This window comes from Methylobacterium sp. AMS5 (assembly GCF_001542815.1).
In the GTDB taxonomy this organism is placed as follows: Bacteria; Pseudomonadota; Alphaproteobacteria; order Rhizobiales; family Beijerinckiaceae; genus Methylobacterium.
This window is the reverse complement of record NZ_CP006992.1, coordinates 923494-944495: the sequence shown is the minus strand read 5'-3', so window position 1 is coordinate 944495 and position 21002 is coordinate 923494. Positions and strand designations below refer to the sequence as shown.

The 21002-nt window shown below is 68.5% G+C and carries 20 protein-coding genes; 5 read left to right on the top strand and 15 right to left on the bottom strand.

What is annotated here, in order from left to right; all coding sequences use genetic code 11:
* Positions 1–34 precede the first annotated feature (34 nt).
* The 4 genes from Y590_RS04415 to Y590_RS04400 all read right to left on the bottom strand — a co-directional run bounded on the left by Y590_RS04415 (position 35) and on the right by Y590_RS04400 (position 8841).
* Positions 35–3391, bottom strand: coding sequence for an ATP-dependent helicase (locus tag Y590_RS04415; protein WP_060768800.1), 3357 nt, complete (start codon positions 3389–3391; stop codon positions 35–37).
* 4 nt (positions 3392–3395) lie between these two features.
* Complete coding sequence (locus tag Y590_RS04410; protein ID WP_060768799.1) at positions 3396–3974, bottom strand: hypothetical protein; 579 nt, start codon at positions 3972–3974, stop codon at positions 3396–3398.
* A gap of 17 nt (positions 3975–3991) precedes the next feature.
* Positions 3992–4648 (bottom strand): RNA polymerase sigma factor, encoded by a 657-nt coding sequence (locus Y590_RS04405; protein WP_060768798.1) that lies wholly within the window; start codon positions 4646–4648, stop codon positions 3992–3994.
* Positions 4649–5112: 464 nt separating this feature from the next.
* Positions 5113–8841, bottom strand: coding sequence for a vitamin B12-dependent ribonucleotide reductase (locus Y590_RS04400; protein ID WP_060772154.1), 3729 nt, complete (start codon positions 8839–8841; stop codon positions 5113–5115).
* A 519-nt stretch (positions 8842–9360) separates the two neighbouring features.
* Between Y590_RS04400 and Y590_RS04395 the strand changes: the two genes are divergently transcribed.
* On the top strand, positions 9361–9777 hold the full coding sequence (locus Y590_RS04395; RefSeq protein ID WP_012752230.1) for an NADH:ubiquinone oxidoreductase subunit NDUFA12: 417 nt from the start codon (positions 9361–9363) through the stop codon (positions 9775–9777).
* Between the two features lie 177 nt (positions 9778–9954).
* Positions 9955–10614, top strand: coding sequence for a DUF2155 domain-containing protein (locus tag Y590_RS04390; protein ID WP_060768797.1), 660 nt, complete (start codon positions 9955–9957; stop codon positions 10612–10614).
* 6 nt (positions 10615–10620) lie between these two features.
* Here Y590_RS04390 and Y590_RS04385 read toward each other — a convergent pair whose 3' ends face one another.
* A complete protein-coding gene (locus Y590_RS04385; protein ID WP_060768796.1) occupies positions 10621–11100 on the bottom strand; it encodes a monooxygenase family protein in 480 nt (159 codons plus the stop codon).
* A gap of 47 nt (positions 11101–11147) precedes the next feature.
* On the opposite strand from Y590_RS04385, the gene Y590_RS04380 reads away from it, so the two are divergent.
* Positions 11148–11768 carry a TetR/AcrR family transcriptional regulator gene (locus Y590_RS04380; RefSeq protein WP_060768795.1) on the top strand — a complete coding sequence of 207 codons (621 nt, stop codon included), beginning with the start codon at positions 11148–11150 and terminating at the stop codon, positions 11766–11768.
* A gap of 66 nt (positions 11769–11834) precedes the next feature.
* Here Y590_RS04380 and aat read toward each other — a convergent pair whose 3' ends face one another.
* From aat to Y590_RS04355, 5 genes are all read right to left on the bottom strand, one after another.
* Positions 11835–12509, bottom strand: a complete 675-nt coding sequence (gene aat, locus Y590_RS04375) for a leucyl/phenylalanyl-tRNA--protein transferase (protein ID WP_060772153.1) — start codon at positions 12507–12509, stop codon at positions 11835–11837.
* Positions 12510–12601: 92 nt separating this feature from the next.
* Positions 12602–13969 (bottom strand): acetyl-CoA carboxylase biotin carboxylase subunit, encoded by a 1368-nt coding sequence (gene accC / locus Y590_RS04370; RefSeq protein WP_003598219.1) that lies wholly within the window; start codon positions 13967–13969, stop codon positions 12602–12604.
* Positions 13970–13979: 10 nt separating this feature from the next.
* Entirely contained in the window at positions 13980–14450 is a 471-nt protein-coding gene (accB, locus tag Y590_RS04365) for an acetyl-CoA carboxylase biotin carboxyl carrier protein (protein WP_060768794.1), read from the bottom strand.
* Positions 14451–14468: 18 nt separating this feature from the next.
* The gene (gene aroQ, locus Y590_RS04360) at positions 14469–14924 is read right to left on the bottom strand and encodes a type II 3-dehydroquinate dehydratase (RefSeq protein WP_003598216.1); all 456 of its coding nucleotides are present in this window, start codon (positions 14922–14924) and stop codon (positions 14469–14471) included.
* Positions 14925–15040: 116 nt separating this feature from the next.
* Positions 15041–15931 carry a LysR family transcriptional regulator gene (locus Y590_RS04355; protein ID WP_060772152.1) on the bottom strand — a complete coding sequence of 297 codons (891 nt, stop codon included), beginning with the start codon at positions 15929–15931 and terminating at the stop codon, positions 15041–15043.
* A gap of 906 nt (positions 15932–16837) precedes the next feature.
* Between Y590_RS04355 and Y590_RS25385 the strand changes: the two genes are divergently transcribed.
* Both Y590_RS25385 and Y590_RS27530 read left to right on the top strand, forming a co-directional pair.
* Positions 16838–17110: a hypothetical protein gene (locus Y590_RS25385; protein WP_286161850.1), complete on the top strand. Its 273-nt coding sequence runs from the start codon at positions 16838–16840 to the stop codon at positions 17108–17110.
* Positions 17083–17223: a helix-turn-helix domain-containing protein gene (locus Y590_RS27530; RefSeq protein ID WP_353612593.1), complete on the top strand. Its 141-nt coding sequence runs from the start codon at positions 17083–17085 to the stop codon at positions 17221–17223. The genes Y590_RS25385 and Y590_RS27530 overlap by 28 nt, the downstream gene beginning before the upstream one ends.
* Positions 17224–17471: 248 nt before the next feature.
* Here the strand turns inward: Y590_RS27530 and trxB are convergent, their stop codons facing one another.
* The 5 genes from trxB to greA all read right to left on the bottom strand — a co-directional run bounded on the left by trxB (position 17472) and on the right by greA (position 20954).
* Complete coding sequence (gene trxB / locus Y590_RS04345; protein WP_060768792.1) at positions 17472–18476, bottom strand: thioredoxin-disulfide reductase; 1005 nt, start codon at positions 18474–18476, stop codon at positions 17472–17474.
* A 45-nt stretch (positions 18477–18521) separates the two neighbouring features.
* On the bottom strand, positions 18522–18740 hold the full coding sequence (locus Y590_RS27645) for an FAD-dependent oxidoreductase (RefSeq protein ID WP_060768791.1): 219 nt from the start codon (positions 18738–18740) through the stop codon (positions 18522–18524).
* 121 nt (positions 18741–18861) lie between these two features.
* Entirely contained in the window at positions 18862–19923 is a 1062-nt protein-coding gene (locus tag Y590_RS04335) for a mitochondrial fission ELM1 family protein (RefSeq protein ID WP_083530743.1), read from the bottom strand.
* A gap of 33 nt (positions 19924–19956) precedes the next feature.
* Positions 19957–20472 carry a hypothetical protein gene (locus Y590_RS04330; RefSeq protein ID WP_060772151.1) on the bottom strand — a complete coding sequence of 172 codons (516 nt, stop codon included), beginning with the start codon at positions 20470–20472 and terminating at the stop codon, positions 19957–19959.
* A 5-nt stretch (positions 20473–20477) separates the two neighbouring features.
* Complete coding sequence (greA, locus tag Y590_RS04325; protein WP_181425498.1) at positions 20478–20954, bottom strand: transcription elongation factor GreA; 477 nt, start codon at positions 20952–20954, stop codon at positions 20478–20480.
* Positions 20955–21002 lie beyond the last annotated feature (48 nt).

Sequence of the window (21002 nt, the reverse complement as noted above, 5' to 3'; positions counted from 1 at the left end):
CAGCGCGGCCGGGGACGGCGATTCGGTAGTCGGGCTAAAAAGAATCTTCGGCGGTGCAGACGAAGTAGAACCGGCAGGTGGGACAGTCCCCCGATGGGGTCGGCGGGAAGCGACCGGCCTCGATCCCGGCGATGGCATCGGCGTACGCGGCGAGGCCCGCGCCGCCCTGGTCCGGGTCGATGTCCACCGCCTCGGGGGTGGCCGGGTAGACCGCCTGCAGCCTGACCGTGCGGTCGGGGTGAGCCTGACGGAGTGCCTCGCCCAGGAGCTCCCAGATCGCTTTCTGCGCCTCGCTCTTCGACTTGCGTCCCGTCCGGTAGACCTGCGCTATGATGCTCCCGTCTGGGCGTTCCACGACGCGGTCCGCGCGCACGCCGATCGTGCCGCCTGCGGTGGCGGCGTGCCACCGTCGGTCTACGGCCCGACCGCCGTCGTCGAGCAGCGCGACGGCGTTCTCGACCATGGTCTCGGCAGCGGCGCGGTAGACCGGCTCGAACCCGTGATCGACGGGCCCGCGCTCGGCCCAGACCTCGGTGAGGCGCTGGCGAGCCGCGGCCGGATCCACGGCCTCGCCCCCGGCTTGCTGGGTGGAGATCCAGTCGATGGTCGCCCGCACGCACCGGCGGAACGCGAGGTAGGCTCCGGCTGCGCTCCGGTCGCCGAGGTCATCCAGCACCTCGTAGCGGTAGCGCGCCGGGCACTTCGTCCAGATCAGCAGGTCGCGCCCGTCGTGGGCGTCCACGGGTACGACGGCCACAACCTCGACGGGCCGCGTCCCCGGGGCGACCGTCGGCGCGGGCCGGGGCTTCGGCAGCCGCGCCCCGAGGCCCTTAAGGTACTTCGACGGGTTGCAGGTCGCCTTCGCCGTATAGCGCTTGGCGCTGGTAATCGAGAGGACGTCCCGCGCCCGCGACAGGGCGACGAAGAAGAGGCACTCCTCTTCGGCGTCGTGGTCAGTCGGACCAATCGCGAGATGCTCCATTCCGGGCGGGGCGGGGCAGCGCACACTCTGGCGTTTGCCCGGCACGTAGCGCGTGGCCACCTGAGGCAGGTGCACGGCCGCGAACTCCAAGCCCTTGGCCGCGTGCACGGTCATCATGCGCACCGCGGGGATTCCGTCGGCCTCCGGCGGCACGACGCGGAACGCGCGATCGTCGTCGAGGCGCTCGATGCGGCGGATCCGCTCCAAGAACGCGCGCCGCCCGCCCCGCCCGCCGGTGGCGTCGGAGTGCTCGCGGGCGAACTTGAGCAGCTGGTAGATCGCGACGAGGCACTGCTGTGACCGGACGCTCGGGTCTTCGACGAAGCGCCGGAGATAGCCGCTACCCTCGAACAGGTAGCCCACAAGCATACGCCAGGCCGTCGTACCCCGGTTGACCCCGGTGAGCTGACCGGCCAGCCGAATCAGGCCCGCGCGCCCCGCATCCGTGAACCCCACGATCGCCTCGGCCCGCGCGCACACCGCGACGATATCCTCGCGCGCGGCGTCCGCCTCCCGGATCGCTACGAGCGCGTCCGCGCGCGTCGCACCATACTCCGGCAGCTGCGCCACGCGGATCAGCCCGGCCGCGTCCGCGTCGGCCCCGAGCGACACGACGGAGAGCAGGTCCCGGATCTCCGGCCGCTCGAACAGGTCGCCGAGGTAGAGGATCGGGACGTCGAACTCCTGGAGCAGCCGGCCGAACCGGGCGAGGCACAGGTGGGTCCGCGCGAGGATGGCCTGCCGGTCGTAGGGGATTTCCTCGGCCTTGAACCGTTCGATCTGGTCGCGCACCGCGTAGACTTCCGAGCGCAGATCCTCGGCCTGCAGATGGTCGACGTACCCCACCGCCCCCCGGTGGGGATGCCATTCGACCGGTGGCTTGGGGGCCGCGGCGATGTCACGCCCGTAGTGTTCGAACAGCTTCACCACCGCCTCGCCCGAGCGGTAGTTCGTGGTGAGCGAACGGCTCTGCCCGTTCGGGTAGCGGGACGCGAAGCCGGCCGCGTTGGCTGGGGCCGCGCCGCGGAACCGGTAGATCGACTGCCGCGGGTCGGCCACGGCCCAGACGCGCCGCCCGTCGACCGCGATCTGGTCCAGCAGCGCGGTGCCGGCCGCGTTCACGTCCTGGTACTCGTCCACGAGGATCCACCGGTGGCGGTCCCGCACGGTGGCCCTCGCCCCTGCATGGTCGGCGAGGACCCTGGCCGCTTTGCCAACGAGGTCGCCAAAATCGACCGCGCCCCTGGCATCGAGCGCCTCTTGGTACGCCGTGTAGACGCCGCCGACCTCGACCGCCTTCTCGGCCGCCTCGACGGCCTCCTGCGTCTCGGCCGCGGCCAGCGCCGCCTCGGCCGCCGCAAGGTACGCGGCTGGGCTGACCATCTCGTCCTTCGCGCGCGAGATCGCCCGGAGGATCGGGCGCAGCTCGAGCGTCGGGTCCCACAGATTCTGAAAATGCCGGAGCTTGAGGTCCGGCAGTATATCTTCGAGCAGGCCAAGCCCATGCGCCTCGTCGAGGACGTCGAAGTCGGCGCGCAGCCCAGCCTGCGCCGCGTACAGGCGCAGGATCTCCAGGCCGAACGCGTGGAAGGTGCCGATCCACATCTGCGCGGCCGCGTCGAGGCGCTCGACCCGCTCGCGCATCTCCGCGGCCGCCTTGTTCGAGAAGGTGAGCGCGAGGATCTCCCACGGCTGAACGCCGATACCGAGGAGGTACTCGATCCGCCCCACGAGCGTGCGCGTCTTACCGGTGCCCGGCCCAGCGTCGAGAATGAGCGGCCGCTCGTCCCATTCCGCGGCGGCCCGCTGGTCCGGGTCAAGCGGGATCGCCGGCGGCGGCTCCTCGATCGCGTCCAGTTCAGGCAGCGGGGGCAGAAGCAGTGCCCGGATCGCCTGCATCGTCACGAACGGCAGTGGAAGCCCGACCTCCTGCGCGATCTGCGAGGGCGTCTGGCGATCACGCACCAAGCGCTGGCGCAGCAGGTCGGCCGGCAGCAGGAACTCCTGCGCGAATACGTCGGCCTGTGTCTCGCGCCGCTCGCGCGGCGAGTAGGCGACAACCCGCTCTACCCCGGTCTCGAATGCCTGGCCGCCGAAACCGGGCTCGGCTGTACGCACGAGGGATTGGCGCTCGTCGTGCAGGTGGAAGTGCCCGATCTCGTGCGCGGTGACGACGGTGCGCCATCCCGCGTCGAGGCCAGCGGCGAGGCGGACGAACCCGTCGCCCCGCTCAAGGACGCCGACCACCTCGGGGCCGTACACGGCCCCGGGTTCGAGCGTATCGACCTCAAGGTCGGCCAGTTCGAGCGCCGCCGCGACAAGCGCCGACGCCGTCCCATCGACCGCGCGCGCGGCGGCGTCGGCGTGCACGCGCCGGGCGATAACCCGGATGCCGCGCCAAGCATCCACCCGCCTACGCCTCGTCCGCGAGCCAGAACGCCTTGCGGTCCTCTGGCATGCTCGACGCGCGAATCGCTTCCTCCCAGGTCCGCGCCCGCCCCATCGTCGGGAGGTCGGAGGCCTTGAACGCCGCCGTCATGGCGCGGGGCTGAGAGTTCTCTAAGACGGCCTCGAACCACGCGCGGGCGCACCCGAGGCGTTCGGCACCCAAGCGCCGGAAACGCGGCGTGATCGTCGACGGGACGATCTGCCCGGTGCTGATGTCGGCGATGATCGATCGCGCGATGCCAAGTGTGCCGGCGAAGGTCCTCACGTCCGTGTGGTGCTGCTTGAGGGCTCCGCGCAGATCCGGCACATCAACGGGGTCCGCCCGCTCGGCAGCGCGGCGGGCCGCGTCGCGGACCTTGTCCGCATAGTCGCGTACGGCGGGCTCGGCGACATGTGGACGCCCCCCGTGGTCGAGATCGAGGATCTCCAGCGCCTCGGCCCGGATCGCGTCGGCGAAGTGCGGATATCGCGTCGTCCAGGCTCGGATCACCTCCGGGGTGATCGCCTCAACCGCTTCGTGGAAGCGGATCAGCACGTCCTCCAAGTCTTCAGGGCGTTCGCTCATGGCGTACGACCGAGTTCATGGGCGATGCGCTCCTTCGCGCGATCGACCCAGTCTTTCGCGGTCTTCGGCGTGATATTCAGCATCCCGGCGATGCTCTTGTCCGCCTTTGAGCTAAAGTCAAACCCTTGGCGGAACAGCTTGAACGCCAAGCGATGCTTCTCCGGCAGCTGAGCGAGGACCGATTGGATCATGGCCTCGTCCTCCGGCCCGAGCGACGATCCATCGATGGGTTCGACCGGCTGGCCCTCGGCGTCGCAGACGGCGGGCTGTTCGATGTCACGGCGGACCTTACCCCGGCGGATTTTGTCGATAAGGCGGTGCCGCAGCTTGCCGCGAAACGACTGCTCGAAGCCAGCCCCGTCCGCCGAGTTCGGGTCGAGGACGGCCTCGACCATCGCGTCCACGACGTCGCCGACCGGATCTTCGCCGCCGTGCCGCAGGCTGGCTCCCGCGAGGGCGCGGAGGACGCGTTCGGCCCGCTCCGCAAGATGGATGACCAGGTCGCCGCGGAGGCGCTCATCCCTCCGCGGGTGAAGCCGACGGCAACCGGCCACGATCTGCCGTGGGTCCTGCCCCGCCAGGCCGCCGCGCTCGACGATCCCCGTCCAAAACTCACGCAGTCGCTCCTGCGAAACACCGATGTCGGCGTTCATACGTGCCCTCGTCATGCGAGAGCCTGCCCCGGTAGCGCAGGGGCCGGCTACGATCCGGTAGCGCGGCGCTGGAAAAAACAGCGCCGCAGCGGCGATACCTCGGACCCAAGGTCCGAAGAGAGCGGCCCGAAACGCTGGCCAGTACAGGGTGATCCTTGCGGGTTTTGCGCCCCCGCAAGCAGTATGAACGATCCGCCCGACAGGCGGTGAAGTCATCGGGGTTCCTTCCCCGGGTCCGCGATACAAGTCTGCATCGGAATCGATGCGGCAGGCGGACCCTTGAGTCCGCCCGCCGATCACCGTTCGACGTAACCATTCCTCTCAGTGGCCCGAGCGAACGTCGCCCGGGCCACTCCCAGCCACGCTCTGCCACTACTATGATTCGTTTGAGCCCCAACTTAGCGTCCGAGGACTAAAACTATCTGTCGCTGGACATCCCCCTCTCCGTTACACACACGGCATAATCAGCTACACCCTGTTGTGCTTCCGCAGGTGTCGCATTTCAGGCAGGTGCCATTGCGGACCAGCGTGAAGTTCGCACATTCGGGGCAGGCCTCGCCGACATAGCCCTTCATCTTCGCTTCGGCCCGGCGGTCGGCGATGCTCCGCTCCGCCTTCGGTTCCGGCTTGGCGAAGGGCAGCGTCTCGATGCTGCCGACGCTTTGCGGCTCCGCCTTCAGGGCGGTCGCGCCCCGCACGGCGTGGACCGTGCCGCCGGCTGGGGCCGTCTGGCCTGTGGCGGCCGCGCCGATTCCGGTCGTGGCGCCTGCCGGGCCGCCCTGGATCAGGGTGAGCCGGTCGGCCGAGCCGCGCAGCAGGCCGCGGGACACCACCGAGGCCGCCGCAGGCGCCGCCTTGGATTCGCGGGTCGTGTCGCCCTCGCCGCCGCCGAGCACCGTGCCGCCGATCTCGGCCGGGTTGACGTGGGCGAGATCGGTCCGGCCGAGATACGAGACCGCCAGTTCGCGGAACACGTAGTCGAGCAGCGACGTCGCGTTCTTGATCGCGTCGTTGCCCTGCACGAAGCCCGCCGGCTCGAAACGGGTGAAGGTGAAGGCCTCCACGTATTCCTCCAGCGGAACGCCGTATTGGAGGCCGAGCGAGATCGCGATGGCGAAGTTGTTCATCAGGCTTCGGAAGGTCGCGCCTTCCTTGTGCATGTCGATGAAGATTTCGCCGAGGCGGCCATCATCGTATTCGCCGGTGCGCAGGTAGACCTTGTGGCCGCCGACGACCGCCTTCTGAGTATAGCCCTTGCGCCGGTCCGGCATCTTCTCGCGCGAGCGGATCCGCTCGATGCGCTCGATCACGCGCTCGACGATCTTCTCCGCCGCCGCCGTCGCCTTGGCGGCGGCCGGAGCCTGGATGATCGCCTCGAGAGCCTCGTCGGCCTCCTCCTCGTCGTCGGCGATCAGCGCCGAGTTGAGCGGCTGCGAGAGCTTGGAGCCGTCGCGGTAGAGGGCGTTCGCCTTGAGCGCGAGGCGCCAGGACAGCAGGTAGGCCGCCTTGCAATCCTCCACCGTGGCGTCATTGGGCATGTTGATGGTCTTGGAGATCGCCCCCGAGATGAAGGGCTGCGCCGCGGCCATCATCTGGATGTGGCTCTCGACCGAGAGGTAGCGCTTGCCGGTGCGCCCACACGGGTTGGCGCAATCGAACACCGCGTAGTGCTCGGGCTTGAGAAAGGGCGCGCCCTCCAGCGTCATCGCTCCGCAGACATGGGTGTTGGCGGCCTCGATTTCCTTGCGAGTGAAGCCGAGGAACGGGAGGAGTTCGAAGGTGGGATCAGCCAACTTCTCCGCCGGCACCTTGAGGGTGTCCTTGAGGAAGTCGTCGCCGAGGTTCCAGCGGTTGAACACGAACTTGATGTCGAAGGCCGACTTCAGGCCGGCTTCCACCGCCGCGATCTTGTCGTCGGTGAAGCCCTTGGCGCGGAGCGATCCCGGGTTGATCGCGGGGGCCTGACCCATCGAGCCGTGGCCGACGGCGTAAGCCTCGATCTCGGCGATCTCGGCCTCGCGGTAGCCCAGCGCCCGCAGGGCGTCGGGGGCGGCTTGGTTGATGATCTTGAAGTAGCCGCCGCCGGCGAGCTTCTTGAACTTCACCAGGGCGAAGTCGGGCTCGATGCCGGTGGTGTCGCAATCCATCACCAGACCGATCGTGCCGGTCGGCGCGATCACGGTGGCCTGCGCGTTGCGGTAGCCGTGCCGCTCGCCGAGCGACAGCGCCCGGTCCCAGGCCGCGCGGGCATGGGCGCCGATATCGGCCTGCGGGATGTTGGCGTGGTCGAGCGGTACGGGGCTGACGTTGAGGCCCTCATAGCCGGCGGCCTCGCCATGCGCCGCACGGCGATGGTTGCGGATCACCCGCAGCATGTGCTCCGCGTTGTCCGGGTAGGCCTCGAAGGTGCCGAGTTCGGCCGCCATCTCGGCGGAGGTGGCGTAGGCCACGCCCGTCATGATCGCGGTGAGCGCGCCGGCCAGCGCCCGGCCCTTATCGGAGTCGTAGGGCAGGCCCATGGTCATCAGCAGGCCGCCGATATTGGCGTAGCCGAGGCCCAGCGTGCGGTACTTGTAGGAAAGCTCGGCGATCTCCTTGGACGGAAACTGCGCCATCATCACCGAGATTTCGAGCACCACGGTCCAGAGCCGGTTGAGGTGCTCGAACGCCTCGACGTCGAAGTGCTTGGCCCCACGATCGTACATCGTCAGCAGGTTGGCGCTGGCGAGGTTACAGGCCGTGTCGTCGAGGAACATGTATTCGGAGCACGGGTTCGAGGCCCGGATCCGCCCGCCCTCCGGGCAGGTGTGCCAGTCGTTCATCGTGGTGTTGAAGTGCAGACCCGGATCGGCCGAGGCCCAGGCGGCCTCACCGATCTTCTCCCACAGGTCGCGCGCCTGAGGCGTCTTCACGACCTTGCCGGTGGTGCGCGAGGTCAGGCTCCACGGCCCATCCGCTTCCACCGCGCGCAGGAACTCGTCGGTCAGCGAGACCGAGTTGTTGGAGTTCTGGCCGGCGACCGTGAGATAGGCCTCCGAATCCCAATCGGTGTCGTAGACGGGGAAGTCGATCTTGGTGAAGCCCTGGCGGGCGAACTGCACCACGCGCTTGATGTAGGCGTCGGGCACCATCGCCTTGCGGGCGGCCTTGATCTCGCGCTTGAGCGCCGGGTTGCGCTCGGGGTCGAAGCAGGCGTCGCCCTCGGCCTCGCACTGGGTGCAGGCCTTCATCACCGCGGTGAGGTGCTTGGAGACGACCTTGGAGCCGGTCACCAGCGCGGCGACCTTCTGCTCCTCCTTCACCTTCCAGTCGATGAAGCTCTCGACGTCGGGATGGTCGATGTCGACGATCACCATCTTGGCGGCGCGCCGGGTGGTGCCGCCCGACTTGATCGCGCCGGCCGCGCGGTCGCCGATCTTGAGGAAGGACATCAGGCCCGACGACTTGCCGCCGCCGCCGAGTTTTTCGTTCTCCCCACGCAGCTGTGAAAAGTTCGAGCCGGTGCCCGAGCCGTACTTGAACAGGCGCGCCTCGCGCACCCACAGGTCCATGATGCCGCCCTCGTTGACGAGGTCGTCCTGCACGGACTGGATGAAGCAGGCATGCGGCTGCGGGTGCTCGTAGGCGGTGGCCGACTTCGTCAGCACGCCGGTCTTCGGGTCGCAGTAGAAGTGGCCCTGGCTCGGCCCGTCGATGCCGTAGGCCCAGTGCAGGCCGGTGTTGAACCATTGCGGCGAGTTCGGCGCTACCATCTGGCGAGCGAGCATGAAGCGCAGCTCGTCCATGAAGGCGGCAGCGTCTTCCTCGGACGAGAAGTAGCCGCCCTTCCAGCCCCAATAGGTCCAGCAGCCGGCGAGCCGGTCGAACACCTGGGTCGCCGAGATCTCGGAGACGAAGCGCTCCTCCTCCGGCAGTTCGGCGAGCGCGGCCTCATCCGGCACGGCGCGCCAGAGGAAGGAGGGAACGCTGTTCTCCTCCACCTTCTTCAGGCGGGCCGGAACGCCGGCCTTGCGGAAATATTTCTGCGCCAGCACATCGGCGGCGACCTGGCTCCAGCTCTCCGGCACGGAAATGCCGTCGAGCCGGAAGACGATCGAGCCGTCCGGGTTGCGAATCTCGCTCACAGCCTTGCGGAAGGCGATGGCTGCGTAGGGCGACTGGCCCGCCGTCGTGTAGCGCCGCTCGAACCGCATGAATCCCTCTCCCTCGGAGTCAAGCGACCCCGTGCCGCGGCGCAGGCCGCGGATCATGGATGAAAAGCCGGATGTGCCTCGGCCGGTTCGGGGCCCCGCCACAGACGACGTGGGAGCCTGTCCGCCATGCGAAAACGGGGTTCTTCCCAAACCCCGCCGAACCGTTCGAAGCGATGCCGGGACCTTACGTCCGAGCGGCCATCTGCGTCAATAACTAGTGCCGGCTACCCGTGTTCCGCCCTAGATGTTGTGTCCTTCATCATAAATCTGTGGATATTCGAGGCGGTTCGCTAAGTGGCCTTTCGGCTTGATCGAATCCGCCGGGAAAATTTTTCGGTCCACAGGGAAGGCGATGCGTTCGACCGCCCTCGACAGGGTCGGACAGGGTTAACGGCCGCGCGAGACAGGGGGAGCGTGCCGTAAATGCGACAGCGGCCCGGGGTGCTGGACTCACACGCGCGTGACGACCATAACGACCGCGGCGACGGCACCGCGGGTCCGTCGCTCGCCGGAGGAATCATGGCCCTCAAGGACACGCTGCTGCGCATCTTCACCTGGTGGAACGGGCAGACGATGTCGCTCGCGCTCTATACCGCGCGCAGCGGCCAGTTCGTCGGTTCGGACGAACTCGGCAACAAATACTACAAGGCGCTGGGCCCTCTGATCGACCGCTCGGTCGGCCCGGAGCGGCGCTGGGTCGTCTATAACGGCTATGCCGACGCGTCCCGCGTGCCGCCGGGCTGGCGGGCCTGGCTGTGCCACAACGGCGACGTCGCCCCGAGCGAGGAGGATTACCAGCCTCGCGAGTGGCAGAAGGCCCACGAGGAGAACCTCACCGGTACGGCGGCGGCCTACCGGCCGAAGGGCTCGCAACTCTCCTGGGGCCAGCGGCCGGCCGCGACCGGCGACTACGTGCCGTGGACGCCCGCCGAGTAGACGAAGCCATGCCGCGCGCCGGCTGGTCGCGATCTGCCGCAGGGCGGTCGGCGCGAAGCGCGGGCGGAACTTAAGAGCATCACGGCCCGGCCGCCCTTTTTCCACCACCCTTGGGGTGTTGGAACGGCCGCACCGTTTGCCGGCCGCGATGGCCGGTTCCAGACTCAAGAGGGCGCCTTGAGCCGCATCCCCGCAACGATCCTGCGCCGGACCGCGCTCGGCACGCTCGCCCTGGCGCTCTGTGCGCTGCCGGCCTCCGCCGACAAGATCAAGAACCCGACCGCGGTGTTCTCCGGCCTCGACAAGATCACCGGCCGGATCGTGACCTTCGAGGTCGCCATCGACGAGACGGTGCAGTTCGGCGCCCTGCAGATGACGCCGAGGGTCTGCTACTCGCGCCCGCCCACCGAGACGCCGAAGACCACGGCCTTCCTCGAGGTCGACGAGGTGACGCTGGACAGCAAGTACCGGCGTATCTTCACCGGCTGGATGTTCGCGGCGAGCCCCGGCCTGCACGCCATCGAGCACCCGATCTACGATGTGTGGCTGACCGATTGTAAGGGCGGCTCCGACGTGATCGCCGAGGCGAAGGAGCAGGAGGACGTGCCCGCGCTCGCCTCGCGCCAGGACAAGCCGAAGAAGAAGGGCGCGGACCCGACCAAGACGTCCGCCCAAGTCAACCAGAACGGTCAGGTCGACGTCGAGGGGCCGCGCGGCGTGCCGGTCCAGCCCAAGCAGAAGCCCTCGCGCAAGTTCTTCCCGAACAACGAAGGGCCGGCAGCGGCCCCGCCGCCGCCGCGCGAGCCGCAATCGATCTTCGACGCGATCTTCCGCTAGGCATCTCTATGAAGCCAGCCGCTGCCGCGAGGTCATGAAGGGCCCGAGCGGCTGGCGGGCGGCGGCGAAGGACGCGAGCCCGATCGGGCGCGGCATGCCGACATAGATCGCCTCCATCCCGCCCGAGAGCCGGTAGGCCTCGTGCCAGAAGCCGTTGCCGGCCGGATCGCGGCCGAAATCCCGCCACCATGTCTTGTGCGGGTCCGAGCGGGTGAAGGCCTCCAAGCTTTCCAGATCGCGCCAGTACTGTCGCATGCCGATATGGTTGAGGCCGTAGACGAGGTTCTCGTGCGCCAGCAGCCCATCCGGCCGCTCGCGCTGCATCTGGGCCAACTCGCGCCCGATGCCGAGCAGCGCCTTCAAGCCCCGTATCCGTCCGACGCGAAAGCCGAGATAGACCACGACAAGACCCGGATAGGCCGAGAGATCGACCGAGTCCCGCGTGGGGCGGCCATTCGCGGTCGCTTGCCTATCCGATGTCTGCATGGCACCAACCCCATGTTTACGGTGTAATCATAGGCGCGTTGCTTACAGTGTCAACATCGAAGGGCGAGCCGAACCCGGGCAAGGGCGGCTACCACCACGGCGATTTGCGCGAGGCCCTGGTCGCGGCGGGCCTGTCGATCCTGGAGGAGGGGGGCGATCCGGCCTCGCTCGGCCTGCGCGAGACCGCGCGCCGGGCGGGTGTGTCGGCGATGGCGCCCTACCGGCACTTTCCCGACAAGGACGCCCTGCTTGCGGCGGTGGCCATCGTCGGCTTCGAGCGGCTGCGCGCGGCGCTGGAGGTGGCGGATCGGGGAGGGGAGGGGGCGGGACGCGAGGCCCTCTACGCGCAAGGGGCAGCCTACGTCGCCTTTGCCTGTGCGCAGCCCGGATTGTTTCGCCTGATGTTCGGCGGCGCGCGCTCCGGCGGCTCACGGCCCGAGGCGTTGTGCGAAGCCTCCGCCGCCGCCTACGCGGTGCTCGCCGAGCGGGTTGCGACGCTGCTGCCGGGGGACGCCGCCTCCGACGAAGCCTTGCGATCCTGGGCGCTCGTCCACGGCATCGCCGCGCTCGTCATCGACGGCTTGCTCGGTGAGGCCGTGCGGACCGACCCGCAGGCGGCCGCTGCGCTCGCCAGCCGCCTGCTGCGGCTCGAACCGATTCCAGACTGAAAGAGCCGGGATCCCAAAGGGATCATCCCTTTGGCGGGGTATCGGGGCAGCGCTCCGACGTCCTCCCTACGCCTCGGTGTGCCCGATCCCGAGGGCGGCCAGGGCTTCGGCGCCACGGAAGACCCGGTCCGGCGGACCCCACTCGGCCCGCTCGGAGATCGCGGCGGCGAGTTGGCGCTTGTAGATGTGGCGCGGCATTTCCTCGACGCCGAACTGGCTCAGGTGCTCTGTGAGGAATTGCGTGTCGGCGAGCCGGTAACCGCCCGAGCGCAGCCGGGCCACGAGGTGGACCAGGGCGACCTTCGAGGCGTCGCGCACCTCGTGGAACATGCTCTCGCCGAAGAAGGCCGCCCCGAGCGAGACGCCGTAGAGTCCGCCCGCGAGGCGGCCCTCGTGGTAGACCTCGATCGTGTGGCAATGCCCGAGTTCGAACAGCGCGCCGTAGAGGTCACGGATGCGGGCGTTGATCCAGGTGCGGGCGGTATCCCGGCGCGGGGCGGCGCAGCCCTCGATCACCGCATCGAAATCCCGGTCGCTGACGACCTCGAACCCGTCGGAGCGCACGGTGCGGGCGAGCCGCTTGGGCACGTGGAAGCGGTCGAGGGGCAGCACCCCGCGGGCGCGGGGCTCGACCCAGTAGATCGTTGGATCGTCCGCATCCTCGGCCATCGGGAAGATCCCGGCGGCATAGGCCTTGAGCAGGATGTCGGGCGTGATGTCCACGGGCGGCCTGTCGTGCATCGAAGCGTTGTCGCGCGCTCCGGGCGCGAACACCAGCCGTCAGGAGAAAGCGGGGCGGACCGACCGGCCCCGCCCCGCCCCGCCCCGCTTTCTCAGCGCCGCGTCTCGACGCCGTTCAGTTCCTCGCGGGCCAGGAAGCCTTCGAGCCAGTGGATGTCGTAGAGGCCGTTCTGCACGTCGGCGTTGCGCACCAGCGTGCGGAACAGCGGCAGCGTGGTGTCGATTCCATCGACCACGAACTCGTCCAGCGCCCGGCGCAGGCGCATCAGGCACTCGTTGCGGGTGCGCCCATGCACGATCAGCTTGCCGATCAGCGAGTCGTAGTTGGACGGGATTCGGTAGCCCTGGAACGCGGCCGAATCGACCCGGACGCCGAGGCCGCCCGGCGGGTGGAAATAGGTGATCAGCCCCGGCGAGGGCCGGAAGGTCGAGGGGTGCTCGGCGTTGATCCGGCACTCGATGGCGTGGCCCTCGACCTTGATATCCTCTTGAGCCACCGACAGGCCGCCGCCGGCCGCGACCCGGATCTGCTCGTTCACGAGATCGATTCCGGTGATCATCTCGGTGACGGGGTGCTCCACCTGGATGCGGGTGTTCATCTCGATGAAGTAGAACCGCCCGTCCTCGTAGAGGAACTCGATGGTGCCGGCGCCGAGATAGCCGAGTTCGCGCATGGCGTTGGCGCAGATGCCGCCGATCTCGGCGCGCATCGCCTCGTTGAGGGCCGGAGAGCCGCCTTCCTCCCAGACCTTCTGGTGGCGGCGTTGCAGCGAGCAGTCGCGCTCGGCCAGATGCACCGCGTGGCCCTTCCCGTCGCCGAGGATCTGCACCTCGATATGGCGGGGCTTGGTCAGGTACTTCTCGAGGTAGACCGCATCGTCGCCGAAGGCGGCCTTGGCCTCGGTGCGGGCCATGTCGAGCGCCTGCTCCAGCTCGCTCTCCGAGCGGGCGACCTTCATGCCGCGCCCGCCGCCGCCGGAGGCGGCCTTCACCAGGACGGGATAGCCGATCTCGGCAGCCACGCGCTTGGCTTCGTCCGGATCGGTGACGCCACCCTCCGAGCCCGGCACGCAGGGGATACCGAGGCGCTTGGCGGTGCGCTTGGCCTCGATCTTGTCGCCCATGATGCGGATATGCTCGGCCTTGGGGCCGATGAAGCCGATATTGTGATGCGCCAGAACCTCGGCGAACCGGGCGTTCTCCGACAGGAAGCCGTAGCCGGGATGCACGGCGTCCGCCCCGGTGATCTCGCAGGCGGCGATGATCGAGGGGATGTTGAGGTAGCTGTCGCGGGCGGCCGGCGGGCCGATGCAGACGCTCTCGTCGGCCAGCCGCACATGCATGGCGTCGGCATCCGCCGTCGAGTGGACCGCGACTGTGGCGATACCGAGCTCCTTCGCCGCCCGCAGGATGCGGAGTGCGATCTCGCCCCGGTTGGCGATCAGGATCTTGTCGAACATCGCGGGGAGGCTACTCGAGCACGAGGAGGGCTTCGCCGTACTCGACCGGCATCCCATCCTCGATGAAGATCGCGGTCACCGTACCGGCGCGGGGCGCGACGATTTCGTTGAAGGTCTTCATGGCCTCGACCAGCAACAGCTTGTCGCCCGCTTGGACCTTCGTGCCGATCTCGATGAACGGCTTCGCGTCCGGCGAGGGGCGCAGGTAGGCGGTACCGACCATGGGCGACGGCACGGCGCCGGGATGGCCCGCGCCGGATTTGGCGGGTGCCGGCGCCAGAGCGGCGGGCGCCGCCGCGACCGGTGCCGCCGCAGCGGCCGAGGCGGCGGGCGCGACCTGAACCGAGACCGTCTCGATCTTTCGGGCGACGCGGATGCGCAGATCGCCCTTCTCGACCTCGATCTCGGTCAGATCGGTCTCGGCGACCATCCGGGCGAGTTCGCGCACCAGTTCGGGATCGAAGGGTTCGTTCTTGGCCATCGGCTCGTAGTTCTGAGGTCAGGAGGCGGACGGGGTGCGTCCACGAAGGAGATGGGCGAGGGCGTCGAGCCCCAGGACGTAACTGTGGGCACCGAAGCCCGAAATCAAACCGGCGCAGACCGGCGCGATCCGCGAGACGTGGCGGAAGTCCTCGCGGGCGTGGACGTTGGAGAGGTGGATCTCCACCGCCGTCACCCCCGCGCCCTTGATCGCGTCGCGAAGCGCGATCGAGGTATGCGTATAGGCGGCGGCGTTGATGAGCACCCCGGCCCCGGCGGCGCCGGCCTCCTGCACGAACGTCACGAGTTCGCCCTCGTGATTCGTCTGACGGAAGGTCAGGGCGATATCGAGGCGGGCCGCCTGCTCCCGCAGGTTTTGCTCGATGTCGGCGAGCGTGGCGGCACCATAGATGCCCGGCTCGCGCTGGCCCAGGAGATTGAGGTTCGGCCCGTTGAGGCAGTGAATCGCGATCATGCCGTCCGGCTGCTTCGGCCGGAGGCTTCGCGAACCGCCCGGCAGGAGGGGCGGTCTTAGACGAGTGCGTCGGTGCGCGACAAGGGCGGTTGCCGGCCGGTTGCCCGGCCAAGCTTTCAATAAGTCCAGCGTTGTGCCTTGTTCACGAGGAAATCGCGGAAGGCCTGGACGCGGGCCACCGAGCGCATCTCCTCGGCATAGACGAGATAACTCTCCATCGTCGGCATCTCGCTCTCGCGCAGCACCTGAACGAGGCTCTCGTTCCCGTCGACGGCGTAGTCCGGCAGGATGCCGACGCCGACGCCGGCCTCCATCGCCTTGTGGAGGGCGGTGATGTTGTTGACCGTGAAGTGGACCGGACGGCGCTCGTCCCCCTCGCGGCCGATGCTGGCGAGATAGTGGGTCGCGAGCAGATAGGACGGCTCGTTGCCGCCAAACGAGACGAGGCGGTGCTCGTCGAGGTCGGCGATGGTTTTGGGTTCACCGAAGCGTTTGACGTAATCGGGGCTCGCAAAGGCGTGATAATGCACCGTGAACAGCCGCCGCTGGATCAGGTCCGGCTGGGCCGGGCGGCGCATACGGATCGCGATGTCGGCCTCGCGCATGGCGAGGTCCAGCTCCTCGTTGGTGAGCACCAGCTCGATCCGCACATCCGGATAGAGGTCGAGGAATTCCGAGACACGCTGCGACAGCCAGGATGTGCCTAAGCCCACCGTCGTCGTCACCCGCAGGTCGCCGGAGGGGCGCTCGCTCGTCTCGACGAGGCGGGCGCGGGTGTTCTCCAGCCTGAGCTTCATGTCGCGTGCGGCGCGAAACAGCAGGTCGCCCTGCTCGGTCAGGATCAGGCCGCGAGCGTGCCGGTGGAACAGCGGCGCCTTCAACTCCCGCTCGAGGGCGCTGATCTGCCGGCTCACCGCCGACTGGCTGAGGCCGATGTCGTCGCCCGCCCGCGTGAAGCTCCCGGCCTCCGCGACGTTGAGGAAAATCCGGATCTTGTCCCAATCCAAGGCCGTCACTCCCGCCCGTCGAGGTCGGCCCGTCGCAGTCAGCCCGCACGGGGGGCCACGACCTTCGGGCGTTGCACGACGCCAGTCTGTTGCCCTGCCATACCCGGCGAAAGGCTTCTTCGCGAAACCTGCCGGCTCCCGCAGCTTTCAGGTTAGGACGACAAGCTTGCAATTTGGTTGCGTCATTTCCGCCATCAACAGGGAAATGCGTGTCGAACAACGTCTTGAATGCTTCGACAGCGCCTGTCCCCGGTCGGTCTCCGTGTCCGACACGATGGCGAAGCGGGCGTTCTTTTGAACAGTACTTGAAACGCCCGCAGCCCAGGCACCTACTCGGTCGTAGCCTTCGCAGGGCTCTTCTGAGCCTGGAAGTTGTGCGCATTCAAAGTGGTCGGTTGTCCACCGTATTTCCGGATAAAACTGAATAATTCCAAAATCTTATGCATCGTCGAGTCCGTTCCCTCACCGTACACGACAGGGTCGCGGCGGGCGGTGCGAAGTGCTGGGCTGAAGGATTCTCCGGCAAGAGGATCCCCCCATGTCTCTGTCTCCCCGCACCGCCCTGATCGCGAGTTTTGCGGCGCATCTGGGCCTGAACCACTCGCGTCCGGAGACGCTCGGCGCCCTGATGACCGGGCTGATCCATCGTCGGACGGTCAACCTCGGCCATATCGCCAGCCACTGTCACGGGCCGGCGCGGCACGCTTCGAAGTACCGCCGTCTGCAGCGCTTCTTCCAGTATGTGCGGCTCGATCAGGCGGTGGTTGCGACCCTCGTGGTGCGCATGCTCCATCTGGCCCGGTCCAAATGCCTGGCGCTGGATCCCACCCAGTGGAAACTCGGCCGAACCGACGTCAACATCTGGATGCTGGCCATTGTCACGCGCCGGTTTCGCGTGCCCCTGCTGTGGTCGGTGACCGCGACGCCTTCCTCCAGCGCGCGCCGGCGAACATCCTTGTCAAATACCGCAACGACGCCGGGGCGGTCGCGAGGGTCAAGCACCTGCTGCGCTCGCAAAACCCCGACGTCTGGCTGGATTTCGACGAGGTCGCGCAACGGTTCGACCTGTCGGCATCGACCCTGCACCGACGGATCGAGGCCGAGGGCAGTCGTTCCAGGAGATCAAGGACACCGTCCGCAAGGAAATTGCGGTGCACCTCCTGCGGACCACGGACCTGAGCCTCGCGGCGCTTGCCGAGGCGGCGGGCTTCTCCGAGGCCAGCTCGTTCTTCCGCGCGTTCCGGAAGTGGACCGGGGTGAACCCGGGGGCGTACCGTTGCCGGCCCAGGTAGCGACCATCCGAGAGAGCCACGATCCGCGTGTGGGCCAATCGGCCAGCACGCCTGGATGCCGCCACGTTCAAAGTCGGCATTCCTGAAGGGCGCTCTCAGGCCGTCCATTCATGCATTCGCGCGACCAGGGGGAAGCATTGGCCTTCGCCCCACTTGCGGGCGAGGGCCTCGACCTCCTTAGGCTCGAAGCCCAGCCGCCACCGCAGCGAAGTGGTGGCGCCGGATGCCGGGCTCTCGCATCCGCCTGCCTAGTCGTAGGCTCCGATCATCTCTGGTTCCTGCAGCTCCTCGGTCCTGACCTTCGGGTCCGGCGAATGCTCGGCCAGGAACTTCTCGGCCTCAAGCGCCGCCATGCACCCCATGCCGGCGGCGACCACAGCCTGGCGGTAGACGAATTCGGCGCAATCGCCGGCCGCGTAGACCCCCTCGACGTTGGTCCGCGTCGTGCCCGGCACGATCTTGATGTAGCCGCCTTCCAGCAGTTCGAGCTGTCCGGCGAAGAGCTTCGTCGCGGGATCGTGCCCGATGGCGACGAACATGCCGTCGGCCGGAACGTCACGCGTCGCGCCGGTGTCGGCGTCGCGCAACCGGACGCCGGTGACGGCCTTCACCGGCTCCCTCCGGCCGAGGACCTCCTCGACCACATGGTTCCAGATGACCTCGATCTTCGGATGGGCGAACAGCCGATCCTGAAGGATGGGCTCCGCCCGGAAACGGTCGCGCCTGTGGATGACGGTGACCTTCGAGGCCAGGTTGGCCAGGTACAGCGCCTCCTCGACGGCGGTGTTGCCGCCGCCGATCACGACGACCTCCTTGCCGCGGTAGAAGAAGCCGTCGCAGGTCGCGCAGGCTGAGACGCCCGCCCCGTTAAACTCGATCTCGGACGGTAGGCCGAGCCAGCGGGCCTGGGCGCCCGTGGCGGCGATCAGGGTGTCGGCGACGTAGGTGTCGCCGCTATCCCCCTCGGCCACGAAGGGGCGCTTCGAGAGGTCGACCGACACGATGGTGTCGGAAAGGATCCGGGTGCCGACGTGCTCGGCCTGCAGGCGCATCTGCTCCATCAGGTCAGGACCCTGAACGGCGGTCGCGAAACCGGGATAGTTCTCCACGTCCGTGGTGATGGTCAGCTGGCCGCCCGGCTGGATGCCCGTCACGATGATGGGCTTCATGTTGGCCCGGGCGGCATAGATGCCCGCCGTGTAGCCGGCCGGTCCGGCCCCGATGATGAGGACCTTGGTCTTGTGAGTGGTCATGGCGTGCCTGGACGAACGAGGGAGCGGAGGGGACTTGAACGGGCTCTACGCTGCAGCTTCAAGCATGGGCCGCGGACGGTCGTCGTTCGCCGGGCAGAGGTTTGGATACACACACATCCGGGGCTCCCCCGCTTCAGAGAAGCCGACGGGCTGGAAGCCCGAGATCAGCAGAGGCTCGACCATGGCGCGGGCGGCGTCGATCGCGGCCGTGTAGCCGGCCGGCCCCGAGCCGATGATCACGAGCCTCGCATGGGTGTGCGCCATCTGTGCCGTCTCCTGTCCGCAACCGGCCGCGGCCGTCTTCCCGTCCTGTCGATCCTCGCGTGCAGTCTGACACCGCGAGGACAAAGATTTCTTTCACCGCGCGGAGCGGGCCGCGCGCCGGTCACGTCTCAGGCCGTCCCAGCGGGACGGACACCGCCGGTCGCGCCTCCGCCCAGCGTCGACGGTGGCCCATGTATGCTTCCGCCAAGGCGGCAGCGATCTCCGGTGTCGCGTCGATCGGGGCGTAGCGCAGCGCTTCCAGGCGCCCGATGAACGGCTTCAGCGCGCCGGCCATGGCGAGGCCCGCAAACATCCGCCGATGCCGGATATAGGTGCGCGGCAGATCGAATAGGAGGAGGGGCACGCCGGTGCTCGCGGCCTCGCCCACCATGTTGGCGGAATCGGAGGTGACGACGATGTGGTCGGCGATCGCCAGCATGCCGACGTAAGGGTTCTCGCCGGTGCCGTCCCAGAAGAAGCCGCCCTTGTCCTTCACCAGGTTTTCGAGGGCGGTGCGCAGGTCCGGCGGCGTGCGCCGGGAGACCGTCAACATCAGCGAGCAGCCGCCATCGGCGAGCTTGGTGAGATCGCGCACCAGCCGCTGCATATCGGCTTGGCGGTAACGCAGATGCCGGCTGTCCCCGCCGATCAGCACGGCGATGCGCGGCCAGGGCAGGCGCGCGAGACGCGGATCGGGGGTCGTGCGGGCGGCGTCGAGCCGGGCGCGGGAGACGGGATGCGGCGCGGTGAGCGTGGTGAAGACGTTGGGGCCGCGCAGGTCGTCGTAGTCGGGAACCCAGATGAAATCCGCGGTGTCGTGGCCGGTGCGCGGATCCTTGAGGAAGGCCGTGAAGGTCTTCTCGCCCGAGGCGCGTCGCACGGCGCGCAGATAGGGTACGGAGCGCCGCCCCGACGCGATCAGGAGATCGGGAAGCGGGCCTTGCAGCAGGCCGCCGGATCGGCCCGGCGCGTCCCGCGGGTCGATCGGCCCCCACGGGGCCATCCAGGTAAGGGGCCGTCCGTCCGGAATCCGGCGCGTCTCGTAGGTGAGGCCGAGCGCCTCGGCGATGCCGATGCACTGGTTCTCGTCGCCGGCCTTGCCGTCGGTGAGGATCCAGGCGCGGGCCCGCGCGAGTTCCGGCAGTACGCTGCCGTCGGGCTTCACCGGCCCCTGTTCGTTCACGCGACGCAAACCTTCGATCCCACCAAACCCGGCCTACTGGGCCGGGAGCCGGCGCCGCAGCCACTGCGCGTAGTGCTCGGCAAGGGCCGCGACCCGCCGCCGCTCGGAGGCCGGATCGTACCACGCGCCGCCGGAACTCGCGGGCAGGGCCGAGAGCTGGGGATGGCGCGCGAGGATCTCGCCGCCACGGCCGACCAGCAGCGCTTCGCCGTCGAGGTAATCCGTCGTGCCGCTGCCGCCCAGGCTGCTGCGGTCGCCGCCCTGCGCACCGCCATAGGCCGCGAGCGACAGGCCGCTCACGCGCACTACCAGCGTCGGCGCACCGCGGACGATGCGGTCACCGAAGCTGCGCCGCATCGCCTCGGTCAGGTCCGCTCGCAGAAGTTCCGTCTGCGGACCGCGGGCATAAACCTGCAGGGGGCGCACATCGACGGCGACGCCGCCGACCCGGTCGAAGTCAACCCGGTCGAAGTCCTGCGCCGCGGCCGGGACGCCGAGCACGACCCCGGCCAGGAGGCCGAGCGCGGCCGCGAGGCCGGGGACGCGCATGCGGGTCAGGCTCCCCACTCGACGGCGACGACCTCGTAGGACTTGCCGCCGCCGGGGGTCGTGACTTCCACCGTGTCGCCGACGGCCTTGCCGATCAGGGCGCGGGCGATGGGCGAGGAGATCGAGACGCGGCCCTCGCGCACATCCGCCTCCGGCTCGCCGACGAGCTGGTAGGTCTTCTCCTCCTCGGTGTCCTCGTCCACGAGTTTCACGCGGGCGCCGAACTTGATCTTGGCGCCCGACAGCTTCGAAGTGTCGATGATCTCGGCGCGCGCGATCATGCTCTCCAGTTCGAGCACCCGGCCCTCGTTGTGGGACTGGGCCTCCTTGGCCGCATGGTACTCGGCATTCTCGGAAAGGTCGCCGAGCGCGCGGGCTTCGGAGATCGCCTGGATGATCCGGGGGCGTTCCACCTGCTGGCGACGCTTCAGCTCCTCCTCGAGGGCTGCGTAGCCGCGTGCCGTGATGGGAAGCTTGTCGATGCTCATGGTCTCGCGCCACAATGAAGAGGCCCGGCCGGAGCGACATGC

What these genes read in the sequence shown, in the direction of transcription:
- Y590_RS04400 (WP_060772154.1), bottom strand. Translation starts at nt 8,841, where the DNA reads ATGCGGTTCGAGCGGCGCTACACGACGGCGGGCCAGTCGCCCTACGCA.
- aroQ (WP_003598216.1), bottom strand. Translation starts at nt 14,924, where the DNA reads ATGATCGCGATTCACTGCCTCAACGGGCCGAACCTCAATCTCCTGGGC.
- Y590_RS04405 (WP_060768798.1), bottom strand. Translation starts at nt 4,648, where the DNA reads ATGAACGCCGACATCGGTGTTTCGCAGGAGCGACTGCGTGAGTTTTGG.
- trxB (WP_060768792.1), bottom strand. Translation starts at nt 18,476, where the DNA reads ATGACCACTCACAAGACCAAGGTCCTCATCATCGGGGCCGGACCGGCC.
- Y590_RS04385 (WP_060768796.1), bottom strand. Translation starts at nt 11,100, where the DNA reads ATGCAGACATCGGATAGGCAAGCGACCGCGAATGGCCGCCCCACGCGG.
- Y590_RS04330 (WP_060772151.1), bottom strand. Translation starts at nt 20,472, where the DNA reads ATGCGCGTCCCCGGCCTCGCGGCCGCGCTCGGCCTCCTGGCCGGGGTC.
- aat (WP_060772153.1), bottom strand. Translation starts at nt 12,509, where the DNA reads ATGCACGACAGGCCGCCCGTGGACATCACGCCCGACATCCTGCTCAAG.
- Y590_RS27645 (WP_060768791.1), bottom strand. Translation starts at nt 18,740, where the DNA reads ATGGCGCACACCCATGCGAGGCTCGTGATCATCGGCTCGGGGCCGGCC.
- accC (WP_003598219.1), bottom strand. Translation starts at nt 13,969, where the DNA reads ATGTTCGACAAGATCCTGATCGCCAACCGGGGCGAGATCGCACTCCGC.
- Y590_RS04395 (WP_012752230.1), top strand. Translation starts at nt 9,361, where the DNA reads ATGGCCCTCAAGGACACGCTGCTGCGCATCTTCACCTGGTGGAACGGG.
- accB (WP_060768794.1), bottom strand. Translation starts at nt 14,450, where the DNA reads ATGGCCAAGAACGAACCCTTCGATCCCGAACTGGTGCGCGAACTCGCC.